Annotated in this window: 8 protein-coding genes; 4 read left to right on the top strand and 4 right to left on the bottom strand. The window is 40.0% G+C overall.

Annotation, left to right across the window (positions count from 1 at the left end; translation table 11 throughout):
- The first annotated feature begins 89 nt into the window (after positions 1 to 89).
- On the top strand, positions 90 to 803 hold the full coding sequence (locus LZF87_RS05750; protein WP_244342855.1) for a MotA/TolQ/ExbB proton channel family protein: 714 nt from the start codon (positions 90 to 92) through the stop codon (positions 801 to 803).
- Entirely contained in the window at positions 784 to 1182 is a 399-nt protein-coding gene (locus LZF87_RS05745) for an ExbD/TolR family protein (protein ID WP_244342847.1), read from the top strand. Before LZF87_RS05750 ends, LZF87_RS05745 begins: the two co-directional genes overlap by 20 nt.
- 325 nt (positions 1183 to 1507) lie before the next feature.
- Here LZF87_RS05745 and LZF87_RS05740 read toward each other — a convergent pair whose 3' ends face one another.
- The 3 genes from LZF87_RS05740 to LZF87_RS05730 all read right to left on the bottom strand — a co-directional run bounded on the left by LZF87_RS05740 (position 1508) and on the right by LZF87_RS05730 (position 4875).
- Positions 1508 to 2431, bottom strand: coding sequence for an energy transducer TonB (locus LZF87_RS05740; protein WP_244342845.1), 924 nt, complete (start codon positions 2429 to 2431; stop codon positions 1508 to 1510).
- Between the two features lie 76 nt (positions 2432 to 2507).
- Positions 2508 to 3734: a Glu/Leu/Phe/Val dehydrogenase dimerization domain-containing protein gene (locus tag LZF87_RS05735; protein ID WP_244342843.1), complete on the bottom strand. Its 1227-nt coding sequence runs from the start codon at positions 3732 to 3734 to the stop codon at positions 2508 to 2510.
- 61 nt (positions 3735 to 3795) lie between these two features.
- Positions 3796 to 4875 (bottom strand): anhydro-N-acetylmuramic acid kinase, encoded by a 1080-nt coding sequence (locus LZF87_RS05730; protein ID WP_244342841.1) that lies wholly within the window; start codon positions 4873 to 4875, stop codon positions 3796 to 3798.
- 96 nt (positions 4876 to 4971) lie between these two features.
- Between LZF87_RS05730 and LZF87_RS05725 the strand changes: the two genes are divergently transcribed.
- The gene (locus tag LZF87_RS05725; protein WP_244342840.1) at positions 4972 to 6111 is read left to right on the top strand and encodes an acyl-CoA dehydrogenase; all 1140 of its coding nucleotides are present in this window, start codon (positions 4972 to 4974) and stop codon (positions 6109 to 6111) included.
- A 66-nt stretch (positions 6112 to 6177) separates the two neighbouring features.
- Here LZF87_RS05725 and LZF87_RS05720 read toward each other — a convergent pair whose 3' ends face one another.
- Complete coding sequence (locus LZF87_RS05720) at positions 6178 to 10431, bottom strand: T9SS type A sorting domain-containing protein (RefSeq protein WP_244342839.1); 4254 nt, start codon at positions 10429 to 10431, stop codon at positions 6178 to 6180.
- Positions 10432 to 11748: 1317 nt separating this feature from the next.
- Here LZF87_RS05720 and LZF87_RS05715 point away from each other — a divergent pair.
- Positions 11749 to 15813 (top strand): fibronectin type III domain-containing protein, encoded by a 4065-nt coding sequence (locus tag LZF87_RS05715; RefSeq protein WP_244342838.1) that lies wholly within the window; start codon positions 11749 to 11751, stop codon positions 15811 to 15813.
- Positions 15814 to 15835 lie beyond the last annotated feature (22 nt).

Below are 15835 nucleotides of genomic sequence, written 5' to 3'. Positions count from 1 at the left end.
CCTTTTTTTTAGTTTATTAGGGTATAGAAATTTATCTTTATTGCAAAATTGAGATTATTATTTAAAATAAATACAATTCCCAAGATTTTATGACTGGATTTTTTTTACAAGTACAAAATGACACCCTGACCAAAGCAACCGGCGCTGTTGTAGAAGGTGTAGTGAAAAACAACGAAATTTCCGTATTGGAGTTCATCTTAAAAGGAGGTATTTTCCTGATTCCGATTGCTGTCTTACTTTTCTATACGATATACATCATCATTGAACGATTCATGTACATCAAAAAAGCCACAAAAACCGATCCTCATTTAATGAAAGATATCCGCACGCATCTTAATGCCGGAAATATCGATATGGCAATTTCTTCTGCGGAACGTGACGGAGCCGCTTCAGCGATTGTTATCAAAGAAGGCATCCAAACCATTGGCCGCCCTATTTCCGAAATCGAGTCCAACATGGAAAAAATGGCTAACATTGAAATCGGGGAAATGGAGAAAAAACTGGGCGTTTTAGGCCTTGTTGCCGGTATCGCTCCCACTCTTGGGTTTATCGGTACGATTTCCGGGGTAATTAAAATTTTCTACAGCATTTCGGTTACGGAAAACATCAGTATCGGAAACATTTCCGGAGGTTTGTACGAGAAAATGATCAGTAGTGGTGCCGGACTTGTCGTGGGTATTATCGCTTATTCGGCGTACCACCTATACAACGGTATGATCGACAACTACTCACTGAACATGCAAAGACACGTGTTGGAATTCGTTAACATAATCCAGAGACCAAATGCCGATAAAACGAAATAAACGATTTCATGCAGAAGTCGCCACCAGTTCGTTGAGCGACATTATGTTCTTCCTGCTTTTGTTCTTTTTGATCATTTCGACCCTCGCGAATCCGAACGTTATAAAAATGACGCTTCCTAAATCGAAAAACAATGAAAAGACAAACAAGCAGCTTATCAGCCTGTCCGTTACGGAAGAGAAACGCTTTTTCCTTGACAAACAGGAAGTCCCGTTTGATCAATTAGAGAAAACCTTATTAACAAAGATAGGAGACAATAAAGAACAAGCCGTTGTGGTGCGCATCCCGTACAATCTTCAGGTGCAGGATTTGGTTGACGTATTACAGATCGGTGTAAAAAACAATTTGAAATTCGTAATTGCCACCAGTGCATCGAAATAGATATTTTCGGGAGCTTAATCCCGCTATCCACTATATCTTTTATAAAAAATCCCATTCCTGAGCGAATGGGATTTTTTATAAAAGGATGCCGCTACTCCCGATAGCTATCGGGACGGGGCTAGGGCATTATTTTTCATCACAAGAATTTCTACTATACATCTTTCATTTCGCGACAGACGTACGTTGAAAACAAAAACAACATCAGAAAAACCAAAACCTCAACCTGAGCAACAATTCCCATTTTCATCAAACAAATAAAAAAGCCGACTAAACTAGCCGGCCTTAATCTATTGTCAATTTTCTTTTTTCTATATTCTCAATCCTATCAATTCAAACTAAAGGTATAAATGATTTTCCCCACCTGACGTTCTGGAGCATCCTCGCTCGCCTGCCAACGGGTATTCATAGCCGCAATACGTGCCTGATCCAATAAACATTTAGCTGTATTTGTCGTTCCTTTAATTCCCGGAGTAACCGCAATAGTCTTACCTGTCTTATCCACAGAAACTTCTACCACAACTCTACCTTCTTCGTTACAAGTATATTTTGGATCTGGTGTAGATAATGCTCTTCTGTTTCCTAACGAATATCCACCACCATTTCCTTTACCTACGCCACTTCCGTTACCACCGCCAGAGCCGCTTCCGCTTCCCGGGCCTGTCCCTGTTCCATTTCCGGTTCCGTTACCTCCTCCAGTTCCTCCACCGGAGCCTCCAGAACCGTAATAGCCGTTAGAAGCTAAATCACCGTTTGCTTTTCCTTTGTTTCCGGCCTGGTTATCATCGCCATCACCACCTTTTTTAGAGCCGTTCAGCAAACTGGACAAGGCATCGTTGGTATTTTTGGAAACAGTCGGTTTTTTTACCTCAACCGGTTTCGGATCTGTCTTTACAATAGGTTTTGCTTTTACTGGGTTCGGATTTTTCGCTATCACTACCGCATTGTCTTCGGGCGTATCGCTTGAAATAATATCTTCTTCAGGAGCAGACTCAGCCACTACCTGTTTCACATCGTTCTTTACATTCAGCACTTCACTCTGAAAGTTATCCCCCATTCCGACGTCACTGTCACCAAAATTGATGGTCACACCTCCGCCACCGCCACCTCCGCCAAGCGCAGCCAATTCATTAATATTTGCAGGCGGCCAGAATCGTATAAAAAATAATATCAGCACCAGAAAGGCATAAATCACTACTGTCAACAATAATGACTTTCTTTTTTCTGCTGCTGATATATCAAACTGTACCATAATATCCGGTTCTTTATAACAATGATAACGAAAATACGCTTTTTTTGTTATGTTATCAGAGCCAAATATACAAGAATTATACCAATTGCTTCAATGCAATTTCAAAAGCTCTCGCGCTGATGTTTTTCTTGTCAGAACTTACATCGTATGTTTTTTGGATTGCTTTTTTGATGATATCAGAAGTATCGTTAAAAATTGACTCGTCTGTCATCGTTACTTTTTTCTCCATGAAATAAGCGAAAACGCGCGCCATTCCGCAGTTGGAGATAAAGTCAGGAATCAAACTTACTTTGCTGTCCACCTCTTCCATGATTGGTCCGAAGAAAATCTCCTTATCAGCGAAAGGCACGTTAGCCCCACAAGAAATCACTTCCAATCCTGCTGCTGCCATACTGTCAACCTGCGCTTTTGTCACCAAACGTGAAGCCGCACAAGGTGCAAAAATTTCAGCACCAACCGACCAGATTTTCTCGTTGATTTCCGCAAAAGGAATCATATTATCAGCCACCAAAGTGTTACCATTTTTATTTAAGAACAAGGTTCTGATTTCTTCAAAAGAGAACCCGTTTTCGTTGATAAGACCACCGTCTCTGTCTATGATACCTACCACTTTCGCTCCCATTTCTGCCAAATAGAACGCAGCTGCAGATCCAACATTACCGAAACCCTGAACGATAGCTCTTTTTCCGGCAACATTACCTCCGTAGATATCGTAAAAATGACGTACAGCCTGAGCCACCCCATAACCGGTAATCATATCTGCTACTGTATATTTTTTAGCAATGTCTGGAGAGAAAGTTGTGTTTTCAATCACCTTCACCACACCTTGACGCAATTGACCGATACGGTTGATTTTGTCAGCTTCTGTCGGTTTGAAATGTCCGTTAAAAACACCCTCCTGCGGATGCCAAACACCACAAGCTTCGGTCATCGGTATTACTTCGTGAATTTCATCCACGTTCAAATCACCTCCGGTTCCGTAGTAGCTTTTCAATAAAGGCGATACCGCTTTATACCAGCGCTGTAATACTTCTTTTTTTCTCGGATCGTTCGGATCAAAATTAATCCCGGATTTCGCTCCGCCGATTGCAGGCCCTGAAACCGAAAACTTCACTTCCATTGTTTTTGCCAAAGAAAGCACTTCATTCATATCCAAACCTTTACGCATTCGGGTTCCTCCACCGGCAGCACCGCCGCGAAGTGAATTAATAACTGTCCAACCTTCTGCATCCGTTTCTGCATCTTTCCAGTGAAACACTACTTCAGGTTCTTTATTTTCGAATTTCTTTAATAAATCTTTCATTATCTAAAATGTATTGTCTGTTTTAAAAGTGCTACAAATATACTTTGATTCTGCAAAAATCTCAAAGTTTTACAGGTTTATAATAAATTACACCGGAACTGTGATTAGTCGAAGCACCCGTTACACTCGCCAGGACATTCACTTCATTTTCAAGCCTTAAAACACCCAGTAACGCAAAAATAAGGGCCTCCTTAAATTCGATTGTTTTGGCATCCGGGACTACAATCTGCATTTCAGGAAGATAAACCCTCATCCTTTCAATCAGGAAAATATTGTAGGCCCCACCTCCTGTCACCAAGAGACTTCCTTCTTTTTCAGGCAAAGCGGCGGCAATCTGAAATGCAACATGTTCGGTAAAGGTTCGGAGTTTATCTTCAATCGAAATCGAATACCGTTCTATCATTGGTAATACCGTTTCCTTTACAAATTCAAAACCTAACGATTTCGGATACGTTTTTCGATAGAAATCCAATTCGTTCAATTCAAATAATAATTCTGCTGAAATTGTCCCACTTTTGGAAATTTGTCCTTTATCATCATACTTCAATCCTAATTTATCGGCATAAAAATTCAAAACCGTATTTACAGGTGAAATATCGAAAGCAATCCGGTTGCCATTCTCCTCAAAAGAAACATTCGAAAATCCGCCCAGATTCAAACAATAATCGTAATCCGAAAACAAAATACGGTCTCCAATGGGTACCAAAGGCGCACCTTGCCCGCCCATTTTGACATCCTGCACACGGAAATCGCAAACGACTTTCTGTTGGGTCAGTTCCGCTATTTCAGGAAGATTCCCAATCTGCAACGTAAACCCGTTTTGTGGCTGATGCAAAATCGTGTGCCCGTGTGAACAGACAGCATCCAAATCTTCCAGTTTATGCTTAGTTATGAAATCCGAAATAATACCGCCCAGTAACGCGGTGTATTCCTTATTAAGTGTTATCAGTTCTGCTTTCGAAAAATCGACAGCTTTTTTCAACAAACCTACCCATTCTTCCGGATAAGCAACGGTTTCACATTGAAATATCTGAAATTCCCATTTACCGTTTTCAATGGAAAAACGAATATGTGCCAGGTCAACACCGTCCAATGAAGTACCTGACATTACCCCTACTACGTTATACATCTTTTTTTGCATGGGTTAAAATTAGACAATCCTGTTGAAAATATGATATTTATGAAGTATCTTTGGGCACTTTTTTAAAGGACTTACAAACAAAACATAGAAAGTAAAATGAATTTTAATTTAAGCGAAGAACAGTTAATGATTCAACAGGCAGCAAGAGATTTTGCTCAGACTGAATTGTTACCGGGAGTTATTGAAAGAGACGAGCATTCAACATTCCCTACAGAACAAGTCAAAAAAATGGCTGAACTAGGTTTCTTGGGAATGATGGTGGATCCTAAATATGGTGGTGCCGGTTTGGACAGCGTTTCTTACGTTTTAGCGATGGAAGAAATCGCAAAAGTTGATGCTTCTGCTGCAGTAGTGATGTCTGTTAACAACTCTTTAGTTTGTGCCGGATTGGAAAAATTCTGTAACGAAGAGCAAAAAATGAAATATTTAGTGCCGCTTGCTAAAGGTGATGTAATTGGTGCTTTCTGTTTATCTGAGCCAGAAGCCGGTTCTGATGCAACGTCACAAAAAACAACTGCTATCGATATGGGCGACCACTATCTGATGAACGGTACTAAAAACTGGATCACCAATGGTGGAACTGCTTCTACTTATATTGTAATTGCACAAACAGATATTGAAAAAGGACACAAAGGAATCAATGCTTTCATCGTTGAAAAAGGATGGGAAGGTTTCTCTGTAGGACCAAAAGAAAAGAAAATGGGTATCCGCGGATCCGACACGCATTCTTTAATGTTCTCTGACGTAAAAGTACCGAAAGAAAACAGAATCGGCGAAGATGGTTTCGGATTTAACTTCGCGATGGCGGTGTTAAACGGAGGCCGTATCGGTATTGCTTCTCAGGCATTGGGAATTGCTTCAGGTGCTTATGAATTGGCATTGAAATACTCTCAGGAGCGTGTAGCTTTCAAAAAAGCAATTTTCCACCACCAGGCAATCGCTTTCAAATTGGCAGATATGGCTACGCAGATTACTGCAGCAAGAATGCTATGTTTCAAAGCAGCTTGTGAGAAAGATGCAGGACAGGATATTTCACAATCGGGAGCTATGGCTAAATTATATGCTTCTGAGGTGGCTATGAACACGACTGTTGAGGCAGTTCAGATTCACGGTGGAAACGGTTATGTGAGCGAGTATCATGTAGAGCGTATGATGCGTGACGCGAAAATCACTCAGATTTACGAAGGAACATCTGAAATCCAGAGAATCGTAATTTCAAGAGGATTGGTAAAATAATCCCTTCTTTCATAAAACGAAAAAGGCTGGTATTTAAACCAGCCTTTTCTTTTTTTGAATTAGAATTTATTGTTTGGATATGATTCGTTTCGTACCTACTTCATTATCAGTAATAACTTTAATGATATACATTTGGCCATCACCTTGAGTGAAGTCAACATCTAGTCTGACTTCTTTATTAAAGTAAGCATCGGCATCGTCGTAAGCTTTTACAAACATTCCTTTCGCATCGTATATTTCAATTCTTGCTTTAGAGTGATAATTAAACTCATAGCGAATATTTACATAGTCTCTGAAAGGAACTGGATACGCTTTAAACATGGTCTCAATAGGTTGATCAGACGGAACTGGAGCGTTATTTACCACTTGATCACCAACTGTACAAGCTGGCGGTAGAGGTGTATTGTCTGAACATCCAGGAACCGCGTCAATTGAACCATCACTTCCAGCAACAGGGTTACCTCCTATTGTAGTCACAAAATCATACGTACAAGTTGGCGCTGAGCCTACATATGTTGATGCAATAAGAGATTTAACATCGTATTTAACTCCCAGAACGTATTCTGTACCGGCAGTTGCTCCTGTAACCATCATCTGAGCCTGACCATTACTTGCACTTACAGTAACTGTACTCAATCTGGTACAGTTCGGACCAAACAATTTTATGTCTTTATTACCTTGAACTTGGAAATAATTGAAAGTACCGCAAGATTTGGTTTGCACCACATTTAGAGTAAAACTTGAACTTGGTGCTATCAATTTAGTATAGTAGAAGAATACCCCTGGGATTGCATTACTAACTTTACCATTTGCTGCTGTATAACAAACATTCTCCAACTCTGTAGCATTTCCGGCAACGATATTACAACAAGCGGTTTGTGTTGGGAAGATATGTCCTCCACATGGTAATGCGTCAATTGTTACAGTATCACTATCGGTACATCCAGCTCCAGGACTTTGCGCATAATTGGCATCATAAACTGTTACTGTATGTGGACCCGCTGCTACACCTGTAAATGTATGTGATGTACCTCCTGCACCATTTGGAGATACAGCCGTTCCATTGTCAAGTTTAATGGTATATGGCGGTGTACCACCAGAAATTAATGTAACGACAATGGTTCCATCATTTACGCCACAACTAGCAGGACTAGGAGTTAAGGTTCCCAAATTTAAAGCCGAGTCTGGTTGATCAATTACAAGATTATCTTTTTCACAGACAGCACCAATACCATCTATGACTCTTACTCTATATGTACCAGCTGGCAGATTTTCAAAAGTAACATTTGTATTCGAAGTAAGGCCTGTTAAATTTTGTAATGGATTCACTAAATCGGCAAAGCTGAATAATCGAATAATATAAGGTGTAACTGGTCCACCAGGAACAACTGTAATCGAACCTGTACCTCCGAAACATAATACATCATTAGGAGTTGCATCACAGGCAGGTGCACAAGGATTAACCACAGTAAACTTAGCCTGACATTCATCTTTACAACCAAGTGCCGTTTCCACTTCAATTTTTATTGCCTTGGTTCCTCCTGCTAAAAGTGATGGTGGTGTTGTGTCAGCTGTTTCAGTAAATACCTCCGTAGGCACACCATTAACAATTTCAATGGTCACATCATAATATGTCAGTGTTACCGTTGGTGCTGGATTTAGAGGTGAATAAGTAAAGCCTGCTACCCAAGCTGCCCAAGCAGCGGCTAAATTAGCTGCATTTTCTGCTGCAGTATCAGTACAAATAACTGTAAAGGTAGAATTACCCGGACAGGTTGCCTCAATATCCTCAACGGTCAATACCACAGTATCATCATCATTACCACACAACGCATTAGATGTAGTCAGTTTTAACGTAACAGTTCCAACACCGGAAACACTTACACCGGAAGTCAATGACGCAGGTGTAGTTATCGAAGCCTGTGCAGTACCTGTTTGTGCTATCTGTTCCCATAATGTAGTTCCTCCGCTGGAAGTACCGGCTAAGGTAAATGAAGTTGGGCCATCTGGCTGGGTCTGGCATAAAGTCTGATCAGGTCCAGCGTCGGCTGTAGCAAATTCATTTACTGTCAATACAACCGTATCATCAGCATTTGCACAAGGCGGAGTGGTGTTGCTTGTTGTAGTCAGTTTCAACGTAACAGTTCCGACACCCGAAACATTTACTAGAGAACTCAATGAACCAGGAGTAACTATCGAAGCACTTGCAGTTCCTGTCGTTCCGTCAACTGTCCACAATGTGGTTCCTCCGCTGGCGCTACCGGCTAAAGTAAATTGAGTTGGTCCCGATGGCGGGGTCTGACATTTATCCTGAGGAGGTCCTGCATCAGCCGTCGCATTTGCATTTACTGTCAATACAACCGTATCATCAGCATTTGCACAAGGCGGAGTGGTGTTGCTTGTTGTAGTCAGTTTCAACGTAACAGTTCCGATACCCGAAACATTTACAAGAGAACTCAATGAACCAGGAGTAACTATCGAAGCACTTGCGGTTCCTGTCGTTCCGTCAACTGTCCACAATGTGGTTCCTCCGCTGGCGCTACCGGCTAAGGTAAATTGAGTTGGCCCAGAAGGTGGAGTCTGACACAAAGTCTGAGGAGGTCCTGCATCAGCCGTCGCATTTGCATTTACTGTCAATACAACCGTATCATCAGCATTTGCACAAGGCGGAGTGGTGTTGCTTGTTGTAGTCAGTTTCAGTGTAACAGTTCCGACACCGGAAACATTTACAAGAGAACTCAATGAACCAGGAGTAACTATCGAAGCACTTGCAGTTCCTGTCATTCCGTCAACTGTCCACAATGTGGTTCCTCCGCTGGCAGTACCGGCTAAGGTAAATTGAGTTGGTCCAGAAGGTGGAGTCTGACACAAAGTCTGAGGAGGTCCTGCATCAGCCGTCGCATTTGCATTTACTGTCAATACAACCGTATCATCATCATTTCCACAAGGCGGAGTGGTGTTGCTTGTTGTAGTCAGTTTCAGCGTAACAGTTCCGATACCCGAAACATTTACAAGAGAACTCAATGAACCAGGAGTAACTATCGAAGCACTTGCAGTTCCTGTCGTTCCGTCAACTGTCCACAATGAAGTTCCTCCGCTGGCAGTACCGGCTAAGGTAAATTGAGTTGGTCCAGAAGGTGGAGTCTGACACAAAGTCTGATCCGGTCCTGCATTATTCGTCGCACCTACGTTTACAACAGTAGTGACGGGACAGGGCTCCGATGAAAGAAAGTCCTTTGTAACTACTACCGTAATTGTATAAGAACCAGGTCCAGCCCCAGAATTTACTGTTACACTAGCGCCGGTGGCACTACCAGGAATTGTCGCTCCTGAGGTATTATTTGATAGTGTCCACAGATAAGTAGCTCCTGTAATTGTCGGTGTAGAGTAAACATTCGAAGTACCGCCACAAATACTTGTGGGACCGGTAGCATCACACGTAGGAGGAACAAGAACAGCGTTCGATTTAAGCGAACGGTCTTGACTACCACCTGAAAGAGTTCCTCCTAATACACCAAGACCTACTATACGGCAATGGTATGGTGAACCACCTGGGTGTGCTCCGCCATTCCATTCACTTGCAGCATTGCTTGCGATATGCCCTCCCCATGCTAAAACAACAGTGGATGCATTAGCTGTGAAGTTTATTTGAATATTCGTTTTAGTACTTGCAGCGTTAAGTGCATCTTGCAAAGCATAAGTAATTGCACCAATGAATGTACCATTCCACATAGTAAAATTTCGCTCACCTGCAGGTAAATTATTAAAACTGCTTGCCGGCATACCTGCTACAGGTGTTCCTGAATTACTGGGAACCGGAATTGCAGAAGTAACAGGTCCAGAAAACGACCCGGACAAACCAAAAAGTGGATTAATAATCTCTTCAGCATGTCCAAACTGGGTATGAGGGGCGAGCCGCTGGTAGTGTGTAAAATAATCGAGCGCAGCTTTATTTTGGTCACGTGTATCAATCCCAATTACAATGGTGTATTGTGTTCCAGCAGTTAAACCGGTAACTATCGCACGGTATGGTACAGAATACCCTTCCAGTAAGTGTGTATTCTCAGGACCTAAATTCCCATTAGTCCAACCATTCGGTGTAGGAGTTTCACCAACTCCCCCATTTCGTACTTGATCAATGTCTGCAGCAATATTTTGCGCCCATGAAACATTACCAAACAATAAAAAGGCAAATAACAAAGCCGTGACTGTTTTCCAGTAACCGGATGCACTAAACTTTTTGCTTAAGTTTGAAGAGAAACCCGGTCTGCATTTGGATTCGGGTATTTCCTCCGACTGAAATAATATAAAATTTTTCATAATAATACGGTTTTAGAACCATATTATCAGTAGCGTTCAGATAGAAAAAGAGCTTCAAATAAATTGAGAACTTTCCAATCATGAATTGAAATTTTAAGTAATTTTTTGAAAATAAAAAAGAAGTAAAATGTTAATTGATTATGTGGAGGTATTATTGCACGTCGCAATCACAACTAACCATCAAACCGTCAAAAACTAATATAAATTAATTTATGTGGAGGTATTATTGCATATCGCAATCACAATTAACTGTTGAATCATCTGAAACTAATATAAAATGTTAATTGATTTTTGTGGAGGTATTATTGCACGTCGCAATCACAATTAACCATCAAACCGTCTGGAAGTAATATAAAATGTTAATTGATTCTGTGTGGAAGTATTGTTGTATATCGCAATCACAATTAACTGTTGAACTGTCTGAAACTAATAAATGTTAATTGATTTTTGTGGAGGTATTATTGCACGTCGCAATCACAATTAACCATCAAACCGTCTGGAAGTAATATAAAATGTTAATTGATTCTGTGTGGAAGTATTGTTGTATATCGTAATCACAATTAACTGTTGAACTATCTGAAACTAATAAATATTAATTGATTTTTGTGGAGGTATTATTGCACGTTGCAATCACAATTAACCATCAAACCGTCAATAACTTATTTCGTTATTATGTGACAAATTTAACACTAATTCGACTGAATTAACATATTTATTGTAAACATTCTAAAATATTTAACTTTTTTAACAATCCATTGATTACCAGATAGTTATACTTAAAAATACAGGTAAGAAGTTTCATTATAAATTTTTCGACAGGAATCAAAATATCAAAAAAATATATACTCCCTAAGTTTTACAACTTCAGTCAACCGCGTCAATATTAAACAAAAAACTTTACCGTTTCCAGTAATAAGAGTCTTCGAAAATCAACACACCCTCCAATAGGAAAGTATTTAAATTATTTCGTACATAAACAAGTCTATGATCGGTCCTAAAAAACAATACAAGATTAATAGACACAGATGAATAGGCTTCAAAAACATCCTGGGTTATTCTTACATTTTACGCAAGGTTTCAAATTCTTTTTTTCGAATACTTCTCCTTCTTAAAACTTAAAAAAACAAATAGCATTTTATTCAAAATCATATTATTACAGATTTTTTTTATCAATTTTTTTCTTAAAAAAAAGAAAACACGTAGTGTTAATCTTATAAATTTTGCAAAAAAGTGCATTTCATCGATTTTTTTGTTAATTTCATCGATATTTTATTCTAACTGATTAATTTTGAGCCGATTAATAAAAAATAATAGTCTATGAAAAGATTGATATGTGCTGCCCTATTATTTACCGTTACTTACGGAATCGCTCAAAGTAAAGATGCTTTATGGAAAAAGAATACTTCAAGCAATGCTTCAGGAAGAATTACGAAATCCGACTTGCCACAAAAAAATATTTTCGATTTAGATGTACCTGCTATGAAAAAGATGCTGGCCAAATCTCCTAAAAGAGAAGCTTCCAACATCACTTCTAATACAATCATTTCATTGCCCAACGGAGAAGGCAAATTGGAAAACTTTAAAGTTTACGAAAACTCCGTTATGGCTCCGGAACTTGCAGCCAAATACCCGGAAATCAAATCCTATGTTGCTGTTGGTGTGGACAACCCAAAGGCGCGAGCATATTTCAGCAATTCGCCGTTAGGGTTCAAATCCATGACATTATATCCGGATCAATCGGCGGTATTCATTGAGCCAATCACTGATGATTCGAACACGTATACTATTTATAAAAAATCAGACAAAAAGGATTCTTTAGACAAATTTGAATGTAGCACTATCGATCAGGCTATTCACAATATCCAACCCACAAACAATACCAGCGAATTTGCTAGAGGCGCCGATGATGCCAAACTACGAACTTTAAGACTAGCCTTGTCCTGTAATGGAGAATATGCCAGCTATTTTGGGGGTACCAAAGCTTTGGCATTAGCCGGTATGAATAATACTTTGACAAGGGTTAATGGTGTATTTGAAACCGACTTCGGCATCAAGTTAATTTTAATTGCTAATAATGATGCTGTTATCTTCACAAATGCAACGACCGATCCATATTCAGATGATAAGTCTGGTTGGGGGACATCAGTACAATCAACGTTAACATCAGCAATTGGAGAAGCCAACTATGATATGGGGCATTTATTAGCCGGAAATGTCGGTGGTGGAGATGCTGGATGTATAGGTTGCGTAGGTGTAGATGGAACTAAAGGAAGAGGATATTCTTCCACAGTAAACAACACTCCTGAAGGAGATGCCTATGACATCAGTTATGTTGCTCATGAGATGGGACATCAATTAGGTGCTAATCATACATTTACTCATGTCACGGAAAATGGAACAGGAGTTCAAATGGAACCGGGGAGCGGATCAACTATAATGGGGTATGTAGGAATTACTACCAAAGACGTTCAAAAACAAGCCGATGCTTATTTTCATACTGCCAGTATCTCACAGGTTACATATAATATTAAAAACAAAACATGTCCAGTTTTGATTTCTACTGGGAATGCTGTTCCGACAGTTAATGCCGGTTTAGATTATACAATTCCTAAAGGAACCCCTTTCATGCTTACTGGTTCGGCTTCAGATGCAAACACTGATGATGTGTTGACCTATTGTTGGGAGCAAATGAATGCAGGAAATGCCACAACATCAACACCTACGTCCACTGCAACCACTGGACCTCTTTTTAGATCTTATTTACCAAATTCAAACCCTACAAGATATTTTCCAAAAATGTCAACAATATTAGCTGGTTTAACCACTACTGCAGGAACTGACATTCCGGTAGAAGTTTTACCTTCTGTTGCCCGTACACTTAAATTTACATTAACTGTACGTGACAATAGAACGGGAGGTGCTGCTAACAATGGTGATGACATGTTTGTAACTGTGGATGGTGCATCTGGGCCTTTTACTGTTGACACTCAAAATGCCGCAGTATCTTATGCAGCCGGCACATCGCAAACCATCAACTGGACTGTTGCCGGTACTAACGCCAATGGTGTAAACTGTGCTAATGTAGACATTTTATTGTCTACTGACGGAGGACAAACGTTCCCAACAGTTTTATTGGCTGGAACTCCAAATGATGGTTCGCAAAGTGTAGTAATTCCAAATAAGCCCGGAACCACGAACAGAATCATGGTTAAAGGAAGCAACCACATTTTCTTTGATGTAAACAATGCTAACTTCACTATTACTGGTTCTGGTTCTGCAGATACTGCAGCTCCGACAGCTTCAACGCTTTCTGCTTCGGGAACTACCGCTTCAAGTACTAATCTGTCTTGGACTGCGGCTACTGACAATGTTGGTGTTACCGGTTATAACGTATATCAAAACGGTGTATTGAAAACAACAACTACCGCGACTTCATTGGCAGTTTCTGGTTTGACTGCTTCAACAGCTTACAATTTTTATGTAACAACTAAAGATGCGGCTGGAAATGTGTCAACGGCAAGTAATACAGTAAACGTTACTACATCAGCTTTAGCAGACACTGTAGTTCCATCAGCTTCAACACTTTCTGCTTCGGGAACTACTGCTTCAAGCACTAACCTGACTTGGACTGCGGCTACTGACAATGTTGGTGTTACCGGTTATAATGTATATCAAAACGGTGTATTGAAAACTACCGTGACTGGTACAACATTAGCCGTATCCGGTTTGACTGCTTCAACAGCTTACAATTTTTATGTAACAACTAAAGATGCGGCTGGAAATGTGTCAACGGCAAGTAATACAGTAAACGTTACTACATCAGCTGTAGCAGACACTGCTGTTCCGACAGTTTCAACGCTTTCTGCTTCGGGAACTACTGCTTCAAGCACTAATCTGTCTTGGACTGCAGCTACTGACAATGTTGGTGTTACCGGTTATAATGTATATCAAAACGGTGTATTGAAAACTACCGTGACTGGCACAACATTAGGTATATCTGGTTTGGCTTCTTCAACAGCTTACAATTTCTATGTAAAAGCTAAAGATGTAGCTGGTAATGTGTCAACAGCAAGTAATACAGTAAACGTTACTACATCAGCTTTAGCAGACACTGCTGTCCCGACAGTTTCAACGCTTTCTGCTTCGGGAACTACTGCTTCAAGCACTAACCTGACTTGGACAACGGCTACTGACAATGTTGGTGTTACCGGTTATAATGTATATCAAAACGGTGTATTGAAAACTACCGTGACTGGTACAACATTAGCTGTATCCGGTTTAGCTTCTTCAACAGCTTACAATTTCTATGTAAAAGCTAAAGATGTAGCTGGTAATGTGTCGTCTGCAAGTAATACTGTAAACGTGACCACACCTGCTTTAGCAGACACCTCAGTTCCATCAGCTTCAACGCTTTCTGCTTCGGGAACTACTGCTTCAAGCACTAACCTGGCTTGGACTGCCGCTTCTGATAATGTTGGTGTTACCGGTTATAATGTATATCAAAACGGAGTATTAAAAACTACCGTGACTGGTACAACATTAGCTGTATCTGGTTTATCTGCTTCAACAGCTTACAATTTCTATGTAAAAGCTAAAGATGCGGCTGGAAATTTGTCGTCTGCAAGTAATACTGTAAACGTAACTACATTGGGTGCAGGTATTACTTATTGTAATTCAAACGGTAGTACTTCTAGAGAATATATTAACCGTGTTCAATTGGGTTCTATCAACAATCTTTCAGGAAACAACAACGGATATGGTAACTACACAACACAATCAACCAGCTTATCAACGGGTTCCACAGCATCGATAACCATTACTCCGGGATGGAACGGTATGTCGGCCAATGAAGCTTATTGTGTTTGGATTGATTTTAACAAAGACGGTAATTTTGGTTCGAATGAACTTGTTTTCAGTAAATCAAAAACAAAATCTACTTCTGTAAGCGGCAGTTTCATCATTCCGTCTACAGCGTTAACTGGGGCTACACGTATGAGAATTTCAATGAAATATAATGCTTTCCCAACTGCCTGTGAAGTGTTTACTAACGGAGAAGTAGAAGATTATACTGTTAATATTACTAGTAATGCTACCGTTAAAATTGACAATGAAACCAGTGATGATTCAGCAGCGGTAGTTAAAGAAGAAGTTAGTACACTGTCATTTAAATTGTATCCGAATCCGGTAAAAGATGAAACATTACATTTCTCAGGAATTGAAAACAATGCTCCATACAGAATCTTTACTTTGACCGGACAACAAATAGCAAATGGCAATATTAACAACAATGCCATTAACGTAGGGACATTACCATTAGGAATGTATATTATAGAAATCACCGACGGTAAATCGGTTGGTACTAAACGTTTTATTAAAGAATAAAAGACCCCCCTTTTTAAACCAA

The sequence above is a fragment of the Flavobacterium enshiense genome, from assembly GCF_022836875.1.
GTDB classification, from domain to species: domain Bacteria; phylum Bacteroidota; class Bacteroidia; order Flavobacteriales; family Flavobacteriaceae; genus Flavobacterium; species Flavobacterium enshiense_A.
Note: the sequence above shows the minus strand (reverse complement) of the source record. Positions and strands in the feature narration are given on the sequence as shown.